Genomic DNA, 16163 nt, shown 5'->3' with positions numbered 1-16163 from the left:
TTAGCCTCCCTTCTCCAGGAGATATGGCTCCACGAATTCTCTTGAAACTTCGTTGCGTTCAAGAGCTTCCTTGGCAGACATCTCAAACGTATGCATCCCAGCGTTTTTGCTCGTCTGCATCACACTATGAATCTGGTGAATCTTTTCATTGCGAATCAAATTCGCTACAGCTGGTGTGTTGACTAACACCTCTGTAATGGCTCTTCTTCCTTTACCATCATTGGTTGGGAGAAGTCGCTGTGACATGACACCAACTAGTACGGAGGCTAACTGAATTCGGATCTGTCCTTGTTGTTCCGGTGGAAACACATCGACGATTCGATCGATCGTTGTTGATGCGTTTGTCGTATGTAGTGTGCCTAGAACAAGGTGACCCGTTTCCGCTGCCGTAATAGCGGTCGCAATGGTTTCCAGATCGCGCATTTCCCCAAGCAGAATCACATCAGGGTCTTGACGGAGTGCTGCGCGAAGACCGTTTGCGAAATTGTTTGTATCAAAACCAATTTCACGCTGGTCGATCACGCACGTTCGATGTTTGTGCAAGTACTCAATCGGGTCCTCTAACGTAATAATGTGCCGGCTCATCGTCCGGTTCATAAAATCGATCATCGAGGCAAGAGTCGTAGATTTCCCGCTACCTGTTGGGCCGGTTACTAAGACGAGCCCTTGATGTTTTCCCGCCATCTTTCGCACACTTTCTGGAAGCATCAAATCTTCCATACTTGGAATGGATGTTGGAATGATTCGAAAAGCAAGACTCACACAAGACCGCTGACGATAAGCGTTTACCCTGAAGCGCGACAATCCTTGGATACCATAGGAGATATCAATTTCTCCCGCTTCTTCAAAGTCCCCATAATACTTTTCATCGATGACTAGTTGTGAAATCTGTTCCGTATCCTCAGGTCTCAATGCTTCACTACCGTATCGTTTCAGTCCCCCATTGATTCGGAAAACAGGTGGCATTCCAACAGACAGGTGAACATCTGATGCTTTTAATTGAAAGGCTGCTCTCAGCCATTGTTCCAGCTTTTCCTTCATATCAGCACCTACTCGTTGATGGCTACACGCAAGACTTCTTCAGTCGTCGTTAAGCCTTGTTTCACTTTTAGGAATCCGTCATCGATCAAAAAGATCGTTCCGTTTTTCATTGCATAGTCACGCAATTCTACAATCGGTCTGTTGTTCATAATAAGCTGGCGAATATGCTCGTCCACAACTAATACTTCATGAAGTGCAATCCTGCCTTTATAACCAGTACTGTTGCACATCCCACAACCTTTTCCTCGGGAAACAGTTTCAATCTTAATACCGCGTTTAGCGAAGATTTCTTTTTCTCGTTCTGTCGCTTTAAACGTTTGTTTACAATCGCGGCATACTCTTCGAACCAAACGCTGAGCGATAACTCCAGATAGCGATGCGGCAACTAAGAACGGTTCAACACCCATATCAGTTAGACGAGCAATTGTACCAATTGAGTCGTTCGTATGAAGTGTGCTTAATACTAAGTGACCAGTTAGAGACGCACGAACTGCAATTTCTGCCGTTTCTGTATCTCGAATCTCCCCAATCATGACGATGTCAGGATCTTGTCGGAGGATCGAACGCAAACCACTTGCAAACGTAAGACCGACCGAAGAGTTCACTTGAATCTGGTTGATGCCAGCCAATTGGTATTCAACAGGATCCTCAATCGTTACAAGGTTCACTTCCTCTGTGTTCAGTTTGTTTAATGCTGCATACAGAGTTGATGATTTACCTGATCCCGTTGGACCCGTAATTAAGATGATTCCGTTCGGCTGTTTGATTAGATTTGTAAACCGCTGCATGTTCAGCTTGTTAAAACCTAGATTTTCTAGATGATTCAAGGAACTTCCGAGATCAAGAATACGCAGTACAATCTTCTCACCATAGATAGCTGGCAATGTAGATACTCGAAGATCTACAGGATGCATATCAAGCGTCATCTTTATTCGGCCATCTTGAGGCAGGCGGCTTTCGGTTATGTTCAAGTTCGCCATAATCTTAATACGTGCCGTCAGCATGTTCTGCATATGCTTTGGTAGACTTCGTTCCGTTTTTAACATCCCGTCAATCCGATAACGAATCACAACCTTGGTTTCGTGCGGATCAAAATGGATATCACTCGCTTTTTGCTGAACACCTTGCTGAATGATCTGGTTTACGAGTTTAACGATTGGTGAATCTTCCTCTGTCATTCGGCTGTCATCACTTAATGACGCACCTTGTGGCAGAAGATCAAGAAACTCGTCCATAGAATCGTCGATATCGTAATACTTGTTATGAGCACGGATGATATCGTCTTTCGCTGATATCGCACGTTCTATTTGAAAACCAGTTGTTAATCGCAAATCATCGATAACGGTAAAATCCATAGGATCTGCCATCGCAACAAAGAGCTTGTCTGCTTCCTTTTTCACCGGCATGAGAAAATGCCTTCTCGCAAACTCTCTTGGAACAATGGCTACTGCTTGTTCATCGATCGGATAGCGATACAAACTGAGGTGCGGAATACCGAGTTGGAATTCAAGTACCTCGATAAGCTGCTGTTCGGTCAGCAGACCTTTTTCGATAAAAGCATCACCAAGTTTTTGGTTGCTACGTTTCTCTTTTAACGTTTGCTGAAGAACTTCTTCAGTGATTAAACCAGACTCTACTAAAAGATCACCAAGGCGCTTTTTTTGAACGATCACTTTATCTCACCGTCGCTCTCTTTACCAGGATTACTAGGATTCGTTTCTTTTTCTGAATCAGGATTTGGTGTTGTCTTGTCCGAAGAATCTGTGCCCGGAATACCTGGCATTACAGGTATATATGGGTTCATCGGATTATTCGTATCTGGATAATACGGGAAAGGATACGGATATGCTGTTCCAGGTGTACCCTCTTCTGGTGTTGTTTCAGGCGTTTCCTCTTCCTCAATCGGATAGCCTCTCTCTTCTATACGATGTTGCGGAGGATAAAAGTCTTCTGCCAGCTTTTCCGAAGCTACTTCCTCACCACCAGAACCAAACGATTTACGATAGACCGTTGCCAGATAACCTTCCCTTCCACCACTTACGGTAACTGCACTCAGAATCGATGCCAGCTGGTCATTAAAATGAATAATGGTCTTTGGTTCAAAAACTTGTTTTTCCACTTTGACGGTATATGTATAAGGAAGTGGTACCCCCACAATCGAAACACTTAAATTGTTTCCATCCATCATAAAGTTGAATTTATAAGACGAAGCATTTGTATTCTTAAAAGCTAGATCCATATCTTGAGGTTTAACGAGTGCCTCATATCCTAGTGACGCATAATCAGGCAGCTCTCTTGATGTATGACGTTCGATGATGCTGAAGTTTGTTTTTTGTATCGCTCCATAAATGCCACTAGCCAACACGTTAAGATCAATCGAATCTTGTGCCGTCATGTCTACTTCTTCTAGAGCTCCTATTAATGAGAAAACTTCTCCTGGTTTCATCTCATAATTTTCTAAACCCTCTACCCAATCTTTTAAAAGAACATGCTCTCCTGGGAGTTTAATCGTGCTTTCACTCACCACTTCTTCTGCTTGTCCGAACGTAGTGAGAAATTCGTTGATTGGGATTTCAAGTTCATTTGTTTGTAAGGTAGATCCAAGCTTTTTCAGGTGTGCATGTAGCATCTCTTCATCCAATAACTCTGTAAGTCCACTAACTTGAAGTTGTTGTATGGTTTGTTCAACCGTCTCCTTATTTACGTTTACTAATAACGGTGAAACATTAGTCGAAAGGTTTTTCAGACTATCTTCAACCTGAAACTGCCATACACCACTAGGCAATTTAACTTTTTTCTCGTTGTAAACTAAGTACACGGGATGATCGTTTTGCCACTGTGATACTTTTTCATTTACAAGTGGTAATGCTTCAGATTTGGCTATATTTTCTAAGGGTAGAGAAGCGATTGCAACCCCCGTACCATACTTTTCTTCTTCGAAAATATTAGAGTATACCTTTGTCCCTAAGTGACTAATCAAGAAAAGAAAAAGAGCTGCAAGGCTAAGGGATGCAAAGATCACAAGAAAATTTTTAGGATTGAATTCTCTTTTAGCCATCGCGTTCTCTTTAGCCCACAACGTTCATGGAAAGTTCCGCTAGAACGGCAGGTCCTTTCTCTTGAGCTTTACGAACATCCTCTTTATTTAGAGTGGTTCCATTCGGAAATAAAAGCTCACCGTTTCTTTCGTAAATATCTTTAGTAGTCGTTCGTCCAGTCAATAATTTCAGTTGCTTTTCTTGGAACTCAGATAGCTCGTTTGTTTCTTCAACAGATACAGCAACTTCCTCTTCTTCTAAAGCAGCCCCACCTAATAAAGACTCAGCTTTATCTAAAAAGTTCAACTGTGCTTCTTCTTTAATAACGATCAAATCACGTCCATACGTGATAAGTTGTTCGGATGAAAGGATTACTTTCTTTGAACGCAGTGACAATTCCAGACCTAGAATGGCTCCCGTGTCTTCGTTGATGAAGAACTCAGTCGCTTCTCCAATCAGTTGACCTTTACGATCAATCAACTTAGCTCCAACTACGGTAATTTTCTTTTGCACAAGTTCGTTTGCGATCGGAATCTCTGTTAAATCAAAGATCGATGTACTGTCTTCAATCATGACTGCAAACTCTCCAACACCTACAATTTTCTTAAACGGAACTGCGCGTACGCTGATCTGCCAGTCCGCATGTTCAACCGTTAGGAAATCAACCATGCCTTCTTTTGGATTAACGACCAATGACTTTACATGTCCTACTTCTGCTCCGTCTGCAATACTGATAATAGGCAGTCCAACAAATTGATTACTTTTTTTCATATTACTCACCCAGTCCTTTATGTTTAAAATAATTATGTTATTTGTTCATTTCTTTGTATCTTTGAAGCTCTTCTACAATCACAGGGTAGTGGCTTAGCTTTTCTTCCATCGTCTCAATTAAAGGATTGACGTTGCTTAAATTACTAGACGTCATATATGAATCTAGCAACAGTTTTGAAAACAGATAGAAGTCTTTGTGTGATAGTTTTTGGTTCAATAACGTGACGAGCATTTCTTGATAAGAGCTATGATCACCTGATTCTTTGTATGAGTGCAAGGTACTTAGAAACATATCCTGTAGCTCTACATTCATATCAGGTGTACCGATTTCAACAGATTCGATAATAGACGCTTCAACTTCTTCAATTCCAGGCACTACTTCTTCTACTTCTTCTGTATCCGTAACTGGAAACTCATCTTGTTCTTCAAATGATGAAATTTCTTCAGCAGGTTCTACTATTTCAACTACTACTTCCATAGGTGTTGCTTCAATTTCAGTTTCAACTTGTATAGGCTCTTCCGGTGTGATTTCAACTTGTATGATAGGTTCTTCCATGATGTGGGCTTCTTCGGTGTTTGTCTCTTCAATCGTAGTCAGCAACTCTTCTGTATCCTCTAATCTTAGTAGTTCCTCAAGCATTGCTTCTGTTGATGGTGCATTATCCTCAAAAATAAAGTTCTTATCATGAGATAGTTCTTCAGTTGGTTCAAAGACGTCCTCAAGTATTAAGATTTCAATATTTTCCGGTGCCTCCACCAATGTGTCCGGTTCCCCTAAATCTTCTAATAATGTTGCGCGTTGTAAAAGAATCTCCTCATTTTCTATATCGGTAGCTATAGGCAAATTCGTAAGCTCTTCATCAGATATTTCTCTTGTTTCTTTCAAGAATTCGAATTCATCTTCAATAGACTCAGTGAGCATGTCATCTGTTTCCAATTCTTCTGCCGGCAAAACGATATCTATACTCATTGTTTCTTCTTCTGCTATAATTTCGTCGATATTTAAATCTAATAGTTCAATAGGATCTAAATCTTTTAAATCCTCAGCTATAAATGAATCTTTTTGAGCTTCTTTTATCTCATTATTTATATCACTGCTTGTTAAGGGCTCTTCTATTGCAACAGCTTGTTCATCTTGTTCTATAAGATTCTCTTGTACATACTTCTCAGCTGCTATTTCATTCTGGGAAAAAGAAAAAACAATATCTGATTGCCCTGTACTCGCTGAAACTAAGTTGAATTTTTTTGCTGCTATATATGATGCAATAAAAGCGATTGACATCATTGCAGTAAGAGCTAATCCAAAAGATAAATTATTTAAAATAAACAACCCTCCTAAAGCCAACAAAAAAGCTAGCCCTAGAATTGTCATTTTCAATGGCCGTTTAACGTTTGGAGGATAAAAATATAGCAGCGAACCTACAATTAATGTGCTTACTAACAAAACAATAATTTGTGTCAATGACCTCTCCTCAATTCCAATATTCGCTAATTAAACCTATAATACTACATTTTTACTAAAAATCACCCAATAATATCAAACTTTTCTAAAAAATATTGTATAATTAAGCAGTAAAATCTTTATTACTAGGTCTTTGTGACCAGAAAAAAAACAGTTAAGGATGATTATAATGCTTTCAGAAAAAGGTTTTTCTCTAATAGAAGTTCTTATTTCATTAACAATCCTATCTGTTTCCGTAATAGGGATTTCGCAATTTTTCCACCAAGCAAACCAAATATCAGCAGGAAATAATACCAAGCTAGTTGCTACCAATCTAGCTCGGATGACTTTGGAGCGTATACAGATTAATCATGAGCCATATGGAATTAATTTGATTTCTGGAATGTCTGATAAGTCATTAACCAAATCCACCTGTACAACCTCTGCTTGCCAAAGTTTATATGAGATGGATATTAATAATAAGCCATATAAGATAACCATAAGAGTTAAACAATTACCTGCCGATAAAGAGATAGGACTATATTCTGCAAAAGTTCTTGTCAATTATGGGAAACCAAATCCTACATCTGTAGAGGGGTATTTAAAAGATGCTGCGAGAACGAATTAGATACTTAGACCAAAGAGGTTTCACCTTAGTCGAATCTTTACTTTCCCTTGTTCTCTTCTCCATTATCGCTACTGCTGTTTATTTCGTTTTACTCAACGGATTAAAAACTGAGAACAAAATTTTTAATGAAACATTAATTCGTGATGAAGCAGATTTAGTCATGTCAGAATTTATTAACGTACTATATACAGCAACACCATCAAAAGTGAAAGAAACGGTCAATGATCCAAATACTCTCGTTTATAAATTAAATAATAATACAAGCAAAACCATTGGATTCGTACAAGATAAGCCTGTTATCGATGGCAGGCAGATTAGCTCTAACGATTTTAATTTCTCAGGATCCACAATAACTATAGTGGATAAGAGTATTAAAATTGATCTGCTAGTTGGAAGTAACAAGAATGCCAATGCAAAAAAGCTAAAACTAGAAAGTCAATTTAGACTAATGGAGGAATAACGCATGAAATACTTTTGTTCTGAAAAAGGCAATACGTTGATAATCGTACTTTTGATGATCGTTATTTTCACAGTCGCAGGACTCTCCTTAGTCACTACAACATTTAATGGTGTCAAAAAAACAGATGCTCGTGAAACGCAAATTCAATCTATTGAACTAGCAGAAAAAGGAATTGATTATGTATCCACCCTTTTAGAGACTCGTTCAAAAGATTATATAAATCTTGATGTTTCTGCATTCGACACGGCCATAGATAACCTCCTAGATAATTATGAAGTTGACAAACCTAGTGATGCTTTTTTAGATAACTCCATTATTCCTGCAGAAGACGGTGTCGTAAAAGTTAAGATTTATGATCGTAAGAGAATTTCAACGAATCCCGAAGACTTAACGCAAACGATGACTATACATAGCCAGGCAACAGTTAAAGGAAAAACAAAAACCTTAATTTCAACGATTCAGCTTGGTGGTAAACAAACACCTGAAGCACTTAATTATGCGCTTGGTTCGTATAATCCATTCCCTTGTACGGGCAGCAATTGTAGTTCTTCTACCGATGATGGAAACATGTTTCTGCATGGCGGAGTAGCCATTAAAGGCGATGTTTATGTTGAAGGTAACTTAGTGACTCACAATCACGGTATTGAAGGAGAAGCAAGAAATTGGATCCCATCAGATTATCCGAGTATGGAAGGAGAAGGTTCTCAAAAAGCACGGCTAATCTTATTGAAGGATTTATATAAACTAAAAAATTCTCCAAACTACAGTGTTCATATTAAAGAAAAAGAATTTCCTTCATCACTTAACTGGTATGAGGAACTACTAGGTCAGGGAAAATATGAAAAACTAGATAAAAACTTTATAAGCCCAGCTTTTACAAGCTTTCAAAGTAAGTACGTTCCCAAAATTGAGACAAGAACACCAAAGTTCACTCCGATTAAAATTGACGACCAAAAAGATGACTACTTTTTTACAGATTCAACAAGGAACTTTACAGTTACTAAACCACCTGCAAATTGTGTATTTATATTAGATCTTCAAAATAAATGTACAAATTCCAGAACTAACAACGGAAATGTATATGTTAACTCAGTGAATCCTATTCCTTTTATGGAAAGCTTTTCGTTTAAACGTTTGAGCACAACTAATAGTGTAACGTTTAATAGTCATCCGAACAAAATCGCAAATTGGAACCAACTATCATTTGAAAATGGTGCATACATTGGTGGTAATTTAACAATTGGAAAACCTGATGTTAACGGTCATTATAATGTTAACAACTACGAGAAATTCGAGATTAAAGGGCCTATCTTTGTGAATGGGAATCTTACAATCTGGAATTCACATGTTAAATTTGATTCTGTTATTTATGTAACAGGTACAACAACAATCCGTTTTGCTAGGTTAGAAGGAACAAAAAATGGAAACGAAGATGAGAAATCATTAGTGCTCTTTGGAAAGAAAAAGATTCTGATTGCCAATAACAACGTATATAAAAATGACCCTAACATTATAAGAGGATTCTTTTATTCAGAAGACTTAATGGAAATTTACGGAGTTGGGTCTAACGTTGAATTACAAGGTGGAGTATTTGGCAGAAAAGTTGTGTTGAATGCTACTAGAGGTAATGTAACTGAAGGTAGTTCTAGAGACAAATACGATGATAATCAAGACAGAATCTCACCTGATGAATCAAGACTGAGAGTCATTTATAACCCAGATCTTATTCAAAATCCACCTGAAGGACTACCCAAAGTATCAGAGTTATCCGTGAAAAAAATAGATAGGTATTTACAATAACTATTAAAGCCCACCAGAGATTCTGGTGGGCTTCTTAAATACTATCTATAAAGTGGATTTTCACTTATCTTACGAGTAGAACATTAATGATAATATGCCATATAATTACTACAGAATAAATGATCAATGCTATGTTGAGCAGCACTTGAACTCTTCTCTTTAAAGGAACAAATCCGACTGCGATGATCAAATACGTAAAAAAGAATTTAACAAGCAGAAAGATAACAGGATCATATTCATAGATACCACGCATCAACGGGTTTAGTTCTCTACCACCTTTTTGCAGTAAATGATGAGTAAACAGAGCATCTGCCGCATTCAAGAGACCTAAACACAAACAAACCCACAAATGTCGTTGTATTCGTACAAGCCGTTCCATCTCCGCTCACTCTCCTCTACTAATGAAGTATACCCATATTGAGAAAGAAAGTTTACTAGAAATGTGTTGCAAAAGTCGACAGGAATATCGACAAAATGAAAAGACCTCTGAAAAAGAGATCTCTTTATAACTTTACATCTATTTTGCTACCTATGTGTGGCTGAACAGACTGTTCCAGCATCTTGGTCAAATTCACATTGTTTTGTTCAGCAGTGTTCATCGCCATTTTCATAACAGAGATGTTCGCTTGTTGCTTGACTTGTGAGTGATTCATCATGATGGATAATGCGGCAATGTCCATGAGTTTCACCTCCTTTCAGACTTAGTTAACCTAATAAAACTATGCCACTAAAGAAAATAATAGTTCATGATGTAAAAAAGCCACCGGGGTATATCCCGATGACTTAATGAGATTAACGAAGAAGTTGAAGAACTCCTTGTGGTTGTTGGTTCGCTTGCTTCGCGACTATGTCTTTCGATCATAGAATAGACTATATCTTCACCCTTACCATCAAAGGGGCTGGGCACTTCGAACGGCTTAACCGCCCTACGGAGTTCATGGTCATAGCAATTGCCTTAGACCGTATCTCCTAGTCGTTGAACGTTCTCCAGAGTTTCCTCTTAGGAGCTTCGCTGCTGATTATCCAATCCTCTTATTTTTCAACCCGTCACGCTCACCGTTTCCAGTCACGTTGTGGGATAAAAGGCTCTAAGGAAGTTCCAGCAATTCACCCAGTGGTACTCTAACCCGTTACCAAGTTAGACGCCCTTCTCAACATTACCTTAAGAGTTGTAACACTCCTTGAGGTGTTTGTTGAGATTGAGCCAACATTGCTTGTGCTGCTTGAGAAAGAATAGAGTTCTTTGTTTGGTTCATCATTTCTTTCGCCATGTCAACGTCACGGATACGAGACTCTGCAGCAGTAACATTTTCAGAAGATGTGTTTAAATTATTAATTGTATGCTCTAATCGGTTTTGATAAGCTCCTAGTTTTGAGCGTTCTTTTGAAACTTCTTCAATTGCAGAATCAATATTAGTAATAGATGCCTTTGCGGTTGTATGATCTGTTACATCTACTCTTCCAGCTGTAGCAAGATTCAAATCACCATCAGTCTTCATATTTCTAATATTTAAACTGATTTTTTGATCTTCATTCGCACCAATTTGGAAAGTAGCAGAACCCGCGAGTACTTCTACATCACCAATTGCATCGTCAGCAGTATAACCAGCATTTGTTTTAATTGTTATTCCAAAATCAGAGAAATTTAATTCTTGAGCCCCATCCGCATTAGTAATTGTTTGAGTTTTAGAACCAAATGTCATTGTTAATTCACCAGCAGTACCACTTGTAATTGTATAAGTTCCAGCTGTTGCACCAGAAGTTTGCGCTGAAGCAACGCCTGTTACAGCCAAAACCGTTGTTGTTGCAGCATCTTGATCAACTGTACCACCTAAGTTACCTTTAAGTAACTTTTGTGTATTGAATTCTGTGGTATCTCCAATGCGATCAATTTCTTTCTTTAACTCGTTAAGTTCTTCTTGGATAGCAGCTCTATCCTCAGTTACATTCGTATCATTCGCCCCTTGTACAGCGAGTTCTCGCATGCGTTGAAGAATATCATGAGTTTCATTTAATGCACCTTCAGCAGTTTGAATAAGTGAAATTGCATCTTGTGAATTTCGAGAAGCTTGATCTAAACCACGAATTTGTCCACGCATTTTTTCAGAGATTGCTAGACCTGCAGCATCATCACCAGCACGGTTAATACGCATACCAGAAGATAACTTTTCCATTGATTTAGCTTGACCAGTTGCTGCACTGTTCAACTGACGATACGTGTTCAGAGCCGCGATATTATGATTTATTCTCATTTTCATTTCCTCCTTGAATGTGTTCCGCCCACGTCCTTGTGGTTGGATTCTTTAATGAAACATGCGTACTTTTACGGCCGTTAAAAGTACTGCTTGTTCCTACATTCGTTATATCGGAGTAATTAAAAACTTCTTTAATGGATTTTATGAGTTTTTTAACTTTTTTAATGTCTTGAAAGTGTTGAGTGAGGTGCTTGCTGCTTTACTGTTCTCTTGTTGGATAGATAGAAAGACTTCTTTTCGATGAATCTCTATATGTTTAGGCGCAGAAATTCCTATCTTCACCTGATCACCATCTATGGATAACACAGTTAACTCAATATCTTCACCAATTTTAATTGCTTCTTGTAACTTCCGGGTTAATACAAGCATGCCTTAACCCTCCTGTCCGATAAAGCGAGATTCTTGCAATTCATGCCTTGTTCGATATTTACTATCTGTTAGTACTACTTGCTTTGCCAAGTTTTCCTTTACATTAATCACTACAGGTGCTTGAAGATTGCCTGTTGTTTTTTCTAATGGTTCTTGGATCGTTAAAATGACCTGAACTAACACATCAGATTCTTCTTTTATTTTCAATTGATTTTGTACCGATTCTACTAATTCAAAATCATAGTTCTTAAAGAATAAAAATGGATTTGTGGTAAAAAAAGCGAGTTCTTTAGTAGATACCGATTGAAGTGTTGAAAATGGAGTCCCTTCCATAGGTAAAAGAACAAATTGTTTTTCGTCTTCAAAACCCGGCAATCCTTGTTCAAAATGTAAGATATCTTTCTCAGATACCTCTATTATTTCTTCAAATTTGGTATGAAGTATCATAGCAATCATCCTTTACTTTTTGTATTCTATGTCGTCCAGTTAATTGTTAAAGAAGGCATTTGTTCCATGCTTATATTTACCTTACCTGGAGTGTATTGATGCTGAGGTCTATTAATCGTAACATCAATCTCTGGTTTGTGAGTCTGCCAATTTAGTTGAACTTTACTAGTTTGATAATTGATTTTCACACTGTTTGCTCTCGGAATAAAGCCGATGTTAAATTCATATATCGGACTTTCACTGTTTATTTTGGCATGTTCCGCTATTGGGTTGCCGCCGTTTTCTACCCTCATCAAGTCATCGCCTTCTTGAGCCATTCGAGCTAAACCTGTTAGCCAATCCTCGTATCCTTGTTGTGCAAAATCTTCAATTCTGCGTGAAATGTGTTTTAAATCCATATCAGCCCATGCTTCTGTTTGATCGATGGTTAATTGACTAGGTGTTACATTCACTTCTAGTTCTGCTTTTGGCTGTCGAATTTTCAAATCAGCGGGGGCTTGTTGGATGCCTTGAACAGGTTGCTGTGTTTGTAGTCCTATTCTAGCATTCGTTGATTCTAGTCTAAGTTGAGGAACATTCATTAGTGATCCCTCCAAAGGATTTTATTGCAAGAAAAGAGCTATCACAAGGATAGCTCTCTTAGGTTTATCGTAAAAAGTCCATAAGTGTAGGTTGCATGATGCGAGATCCAACTCCTAGTGCAGCTCTGTGCAAACTTTCTTGCATCTTTAAGTCTGTAATCACACGCTCGATATCCGCATCTTCATTATCAGAAAGTATGCGATTCGCGATGACTTCTTGCTCTGCAACTCGAGCATCGATTAGTTCTACACGATTGTATCTTGCTCCTAACTCAGCTCGTTCGGCAACCAGGTTATCAATATGTGAATCCAGCTTATCTAAGAATCCGTTGATTTTTTCTCCTGCAGCACCTTCTAGCGATTTTAGCAACTCATTGATATCTCCGAACAAACCACTTTCCGGTGAGCCGGCTGTATGAGTAAATACATTTTTAGGGTTGATGTTAATTGCTACTTCAATTCCCTGAGACAATTCCAGATTAACTGAATTACCATTATCGGAAACGGATGGTGTTTTGCTCAAATCAACTGGTTTTTTCGTTGTATCATTTCCATTAAATATGTACTTACCAGCAACCTGTGTGTTTGCGATAGAAACGAGATGTTCTTTTAATTGCTCAATTTCTTTTCCAATCATGCCTTTTTGAGACTCTTCATAGGTTCCGTTGCTTGCCTGAACAGTTAGCTCACGAATACGCTGCATCACGCTTGTTGCTTTATCTAGTGCAGCATCTGAATTCTCCATCCAGTTATACGCTTCAGATAGGTTACGTTTGTATTGCTCAACTTCTGTTAAGTTCGTTCGGTATGTCATGCCTTTCATCGCAACGACTGGATCATCCGATGGACGGCTAATCTTTTTACCTGTAGTTAACTGTTCTTGTGTTTTTGCCATACTTTCGTAGCTTTTGCTAATATGGCGCAGCATGTTATTAGATAACATTGATTGTGTTACACGCATTTAGTTGCACCTACCTTCCGCCGACACCCAAGCCGTTAATGATTTTATCAAGCATCTCGTCAATAACTGTAATGTTTCGAGCAGATGCGTTATATGCATGTTGAAACTGAATCATGTTCGTCATTTCTTCATCTAAAGAAACGCCACTTACCGACAGACGGCGTTGTTGAACGGAATCCGTCAATACAGCTGAGTTGTTGGTTAAACGTACCGCTTGCTGGGCATCAACTGCCATCTTACCGATTGCACCTTCATAAAAGCTTTGTAAAGAAGACTTACTGCCTGGAAAATCTAGTGGCGCATTCTTCACATCACCTAATCGTAATGCATTGCTACCGTCCCCAGCAAATTGGTTAGTTGCAGCTGCAATGTTATCCAACTCCTTCATGTCATCATGAAGTTTTAGTGATTTTGCTGCACCCTTAGGATCTAACGGGTTAGCTACAGCCCCAAGGTCGAAGAAATTATAACCGGCAGGAGCACCTGCCTCAATCTCCGATAGACTCCAACCATTAGCATGAACCTCATTAAATTCTGTCGCAAACTGATAAGCCATTTGATCCAAGTTTGTAAGCATCTCTGGATAGTTGCCTTTTACAGTACCACCATCGTTATAACCGAATGATTCTATCAGACCTTGTAATTTGCCGCCCGCAAGCTTACTAATAGTAATCGGATTACCGTCCACTTCTACACTGTCAGCTAATCCATTACCACCTGCTGAATCATCAAATTTAATTTCAAGGTGGTTAACCGTTCCATTTGCAGAATCTACTAATGTATATTCATTACCATCTTTATCTTTCATCTTAATATCATAAAGTCCAGCAGCTAGTGGATCTGGTTTGCCACCGCTTGGCTTAGTAGTCACTTCTACATTTAGTAGAGTAGATAAACGATCTACTAAACTATCTCTCTCATCATAGAGTGTATTAGGAAGATAGCCGTGCGGCTCAACTTCACTGATTTGTTTATTAATACTCTGAATATCGTCAAGAAGTGCGTTAATTTCTTTTGTCGTAATATTAGCTTGCGACTTTAAATCACCTTGAATGGCAGTTAACGAGTTTGATAGATAATTAAACGTTTCTGCTACTGCCAAACCACGCTGACGCACAACTGATCTTGCCCCTGAATCTTCAGGGTTTACAGAAAGATCTTGCAGCGATTGCCAAAATCGATCAAGCGTTTTAGCGAGTCCATTATCAGATGGTTCATTCATGATGTCTTCCATCTTCTCTAAAGCTTCACTTTTCGCATCCCAATAACCGAGCTTGTTGTTTTCTCCTCGAAATTGAGTATCTAAAAATCCTTCGCGAACACGCTGTACCGATCCCGCAGCTACACCCGTTCCCATCTGTCCAGGAATCTGAGGACGGTTCATGCTCGCAGCCGGATATGCTTCAGTTTGAACAAAGTTCACTCTTTGACGGCTATACCCAGGAGTATTCGCATTTGCTATATTGTGACCTGTCGTTTGAAGTGCTGTTTGTTGTGTAAACATTCCTCGACGGGCTGTTTCTAATCCATGAAAGGTTGAGCGCATTGTAATTCCTCCGTAGGTTTAAGCTTTTGAATCAAAAAGAGATGCTGCGTTATTATGATAAGGATTTTTCTTCGTTTGGTTATACGTCACAGGTTCACTTTGAGGCTGCATCATACTAAGTGACATATTCACATATTGAAGTGACTGCTCAAGCAACCCTTGATTAAGTTTATTTCTATCTTTTAAAGCATCATAAATATCAATCAGTCTGTTTTGCAGATTCAACAATCGTTCTTTTTGGGGTTCTTCTACTTGTTCTAAAACATCACTTAACTTGACATTTACAAAATTTACGAGTCTTTCTTTCTCGATCTGTTGAAGTCTTTTCACTTGTAGATCTTCTTCTTTTAACAAAACGTCTAATGATTTCATATCTCCTGATTTAAGCACTTTTGTTTTGCGTTCTCCGAGAGTTAGAAGATCTGTGTGGGATTGAAGCAAACGTTCAAGAAGTGATGTCATCTGTGCCGTTTCCATGAGATCCTCCTTAACCCTGCTTGTAATATTGAATAATGGAAGCTGCTGTTTTAGAAACATTGACTTGATATGTTCCGCTATCCACTTGTTGTTTAATCTCATTCACTTTATTCGTCCGGTCTTGTTCAAATTTTGAGGAAGATAAGAGTTTCTTTGCTTCATCTGAAATTTGAATCTCATCTTTTTTGTATGCAGCCTTAACATGATTATCCTTCATATGGGGCACCTGTTTTGTGTATGGGTTATTTTGAATAGAGTTAAAATGATTGATTCGCATTTTTAGTCACCTCATCTAGAGACTTTAATCTTATTTAATATATCGGCTATTTGACAAAAATCTTTAAGTGA

General features: G+C 38.6%; 18 protein-coding genes. 3 read left to right on the top strand and 15 right to left on the bottom strand.

All coding sequences use genetic code 11. The annotated features are described in order from the left end of the window. The 5 genes from IHV10_RS10790 to IHV10_RS10770 are packed head-to-tail and all read right to left on the bottom strand — an operon-like array spanning position 1 to position 6312. Positions 1 to 1041 (bottom strand): type IV pilus twitching motility protein PilT, encoded by a 1041-nt coding sequence (locus tag IHV10_RS10790; RefSeq protein WP_197128972.1) that lies wholly within the window; start codon positions 1039 to 1041, stop codon positions 1 to 3. 8 nt (positions 1042 to 1049) lie between these two features. Further along, positions 1050 to 2714 (bottom strand): GspE/PulE family protein, encoded by a 1665-nt coding sequence (locus tag IHV10_RS10785; RefSeq protein ID WP_197128970.1) that lies wholly within the window; start codon positions 2712 to 2714, stop codon positions 1050 to 1052. After that, complete coding sequence (locus IHV10_RS10780; RefSeq protein WP_197128968.1) at positions 2711 to 4099, bottom strand: VanW family protein; 1389 nt, start codon at positions 4097 to 4099, stop codon at positions 2711 to 2713. The genes IHV10_RS10785 and IHV10_RS10780 overlap by 4 nt, the downstream gene beginning before the upstream one ends. A 10-nt stretch (positions 4100 to 4109) precedes the next feature. Next, positions 4110 to 4850, bottom strand: coding sequence for a PRC-barrel domain-containing protein (locus IHV10_RS10775; RefSeq protein ID WP_197128966.1), 741 nt, complete (start codon positions 4848 to 4850; stop codon positions 4110 to 4112). Positions 4851 to 4887: 37 nt separating this feature from the next. Then, positions 4888 to 6312 carry a hypothetical protein gene (locus IHV10_RS10770; RefSeq protein WP_197128964.1) on the bottom strand — a complete coding sequence of 475 codons (1425 nt, stop codon included), beginning with the start codon at positions 6310 to 6312 and terminating at the stop codon, positions 4888 to 4890. 169 nt (positions 6313 to 6481) lie between these two features. Between IHV10_RS10770 and IHV10_RS10765 the strand changes: the two genes are divergently transcribed. From IHV10_RS10765 to IHV10_RS10755, 3 genes are read left to right on the top strand one after another with little or no spacing between them, the layout of a single operon-like run. Beyond that, positions 6482 to 6919: a type IV pilus modification PilV family protein gene (locus IHV10_RS10765; RefSeq protein ID WP_197128962.1), complete on the top strand. Its 438-nt coding sequence runs from the start codon at positions 6482 to 6484 to the stop codon at positions 6917 to 6919. After that, positions 6900 to 7379 carry a prepilin-type N-terminal cleavage/methylation domain-containing protein gene (locus tag IHV10_RS10760; protein WP_153237379.1) on the top strand — a complete coding sequence of 160 codons (480 nt, stop codon included), beginning with the start codon at positions 6900 to 6902 and terminating at the stop codon, positions 7377 to 7379. The genes IHV10_RS10765 and IHV10_RS10760 overlap by 20 nt, the downstream gene beginning before the upstream one ends. Before the next feature lie 3 nt (positions 7380 to 7382). Next, positions 7383 to 9179, top strand: coding sequence for a hypothetical protein (locus IHV10_RS10755; RefSeq protein ID WP_197128960.1), 1797 nt, complete (start codon positions 7383 to 7385; stop codon positions 9177 to 9179). 64 nt (positions 9180 to 9243) lie between these two features. Here IHV10_RS10755 and IHV10_RS10750 read toward each other — a convergent pair whose 3' ends face one another. From IHV10_RS10750 to flgM, 10 genes are all read right to left on the bottom strand, one after another. Next, positions 9244 to 9558 (bottom strand): DUF5658 family protein, encoded by a 315-nt coding sequence (locus IHV10_RS10750; RefSeq protein ID WP_197128958.1) that lies wholly within the window; start codon positions 9556 to 9558, stop codon positions 9244 to 9246. Positions 9559 to 9682: 124 nt separating this feature from the next. Then, positions 9683 to 9859 (bottom strand): YjfB family protein, encoded by a 177-nt coding sequence (locus tag IHV10_RS10745; RefSeq protein ID WP_197128957.1) that lies wholly within the window; start codon positions 9857 to 9859, stop codon positions 9683 to 9685. 477 nt (positions 9860 to 10336) lie between these two features. Beyond that, complete coding sequence (locus tag IHV10_RS10740; RefSeq protein ID WP_197128955.1) at positions 10337 to 11431, bottom strand: flagellin; 1095 nt, start codon at positions 11429 to 11431, stop codon at positions 10337 to 10339. Between the two features lie 144 nt (positions 11432 to 11575). After that, positions 11576 to 11803: a carbon storage regulator CsrA gene (csrA, locus tag IHV10_RS10735; protein WP_197128953.1), complete on the bottom strand. Its 228-nt coding sequence runs from the start codon at positions 11801 to 11803 to the stop codon at positions 11576 to 11578. A 3-nt stretch (positions 11804 to 11806) separates the two neighbouring features. After that, complete coding sequence (fliW, locus tag IHV10_RS10730; protein WP_197128951.1) at positions 11807 to 12250, bottom strand: flagellar assembly protein FliW; 444 nt, start codon at positions 12248 to 12250, stop codon at positions 11807 to 11809. A gap of 26 nt (positions 12251 to 12276) precedes the next feature. Then, complete coding sequence (locus IHV10_RS10725; protein ID WP_197128949.1) at positions 12277 to 12831, bottom strand: DUF6470 family protein; 555 nt, start codon at positions 12829 to 12831, stop codon at positions 12277 to 12279. Positions 12832 to 12895: 64 nt separating this feature from the next. Further along, the gene (flgL, locus tag IHV10_RS10720; protein WP_197128947.1) at positions 12896 to 13792 is read right to left on the bottom strand and encodes a flagellar hook-associated protein FlgL; all 897 of its coding nucleotides are present in this window, start codon (positions 13790 to 13792) and stop codon (positions 12896 to 12898) included. Positions 13793 to 13802: 10 nt separating this feature from the next. After that, positions 13803 to 15338: a flagellar hook-associated protein FlgK gene (gene flgK / locus IHV10_RS10715; protein ID WP_197128945.1), complete on the bottom strand. Its 1536-nt coding sequence runs from the start codon at positions 15336 to 15338 to the stop codon at positions 13803 to 13805. A gap of 18 nt (positions 15339 to 15356) precedes the next feature. After that, complete coding sequence (locus IHV10_RS10710; RefSeq protein ID WP_197128943.1) at positions 15357 to 15815, bottom strand: flagellar protein FlgN; 459 nt, start codon at positions 15813 to 15815, stop codon at positions 15357 to 15359. Positions 15816 to 15825: 10 nt separating this feature from the next. Further along, positions 15826 to 16092, bottom strand: coding sequence for a flagellar biosynthesis anti-sigma factor FlgM (flgM, locus tag IHV10_RS10705; protein WP_197128940.1), 267 nt, complete (start codon positions 16090 to 16092; stop codon positions 15826 to 15828). Positions 16093 to 16163: the final 71 nt, after the last annotated feature.

Source organism: Fictibacillus sp. 5RED26 (genome assembly GCF_015903895.1).
GTDB classification, from domain to species: domain Bacteria; phylum Bacillota; class Bacilli; order Bacillales; family Fictibacillaceae; genus Fictibacillus; species Fictibacillus phosphorivorans.
This window is presented reverse-complemented; position numbering and strand designations above follow the sequence as displayed.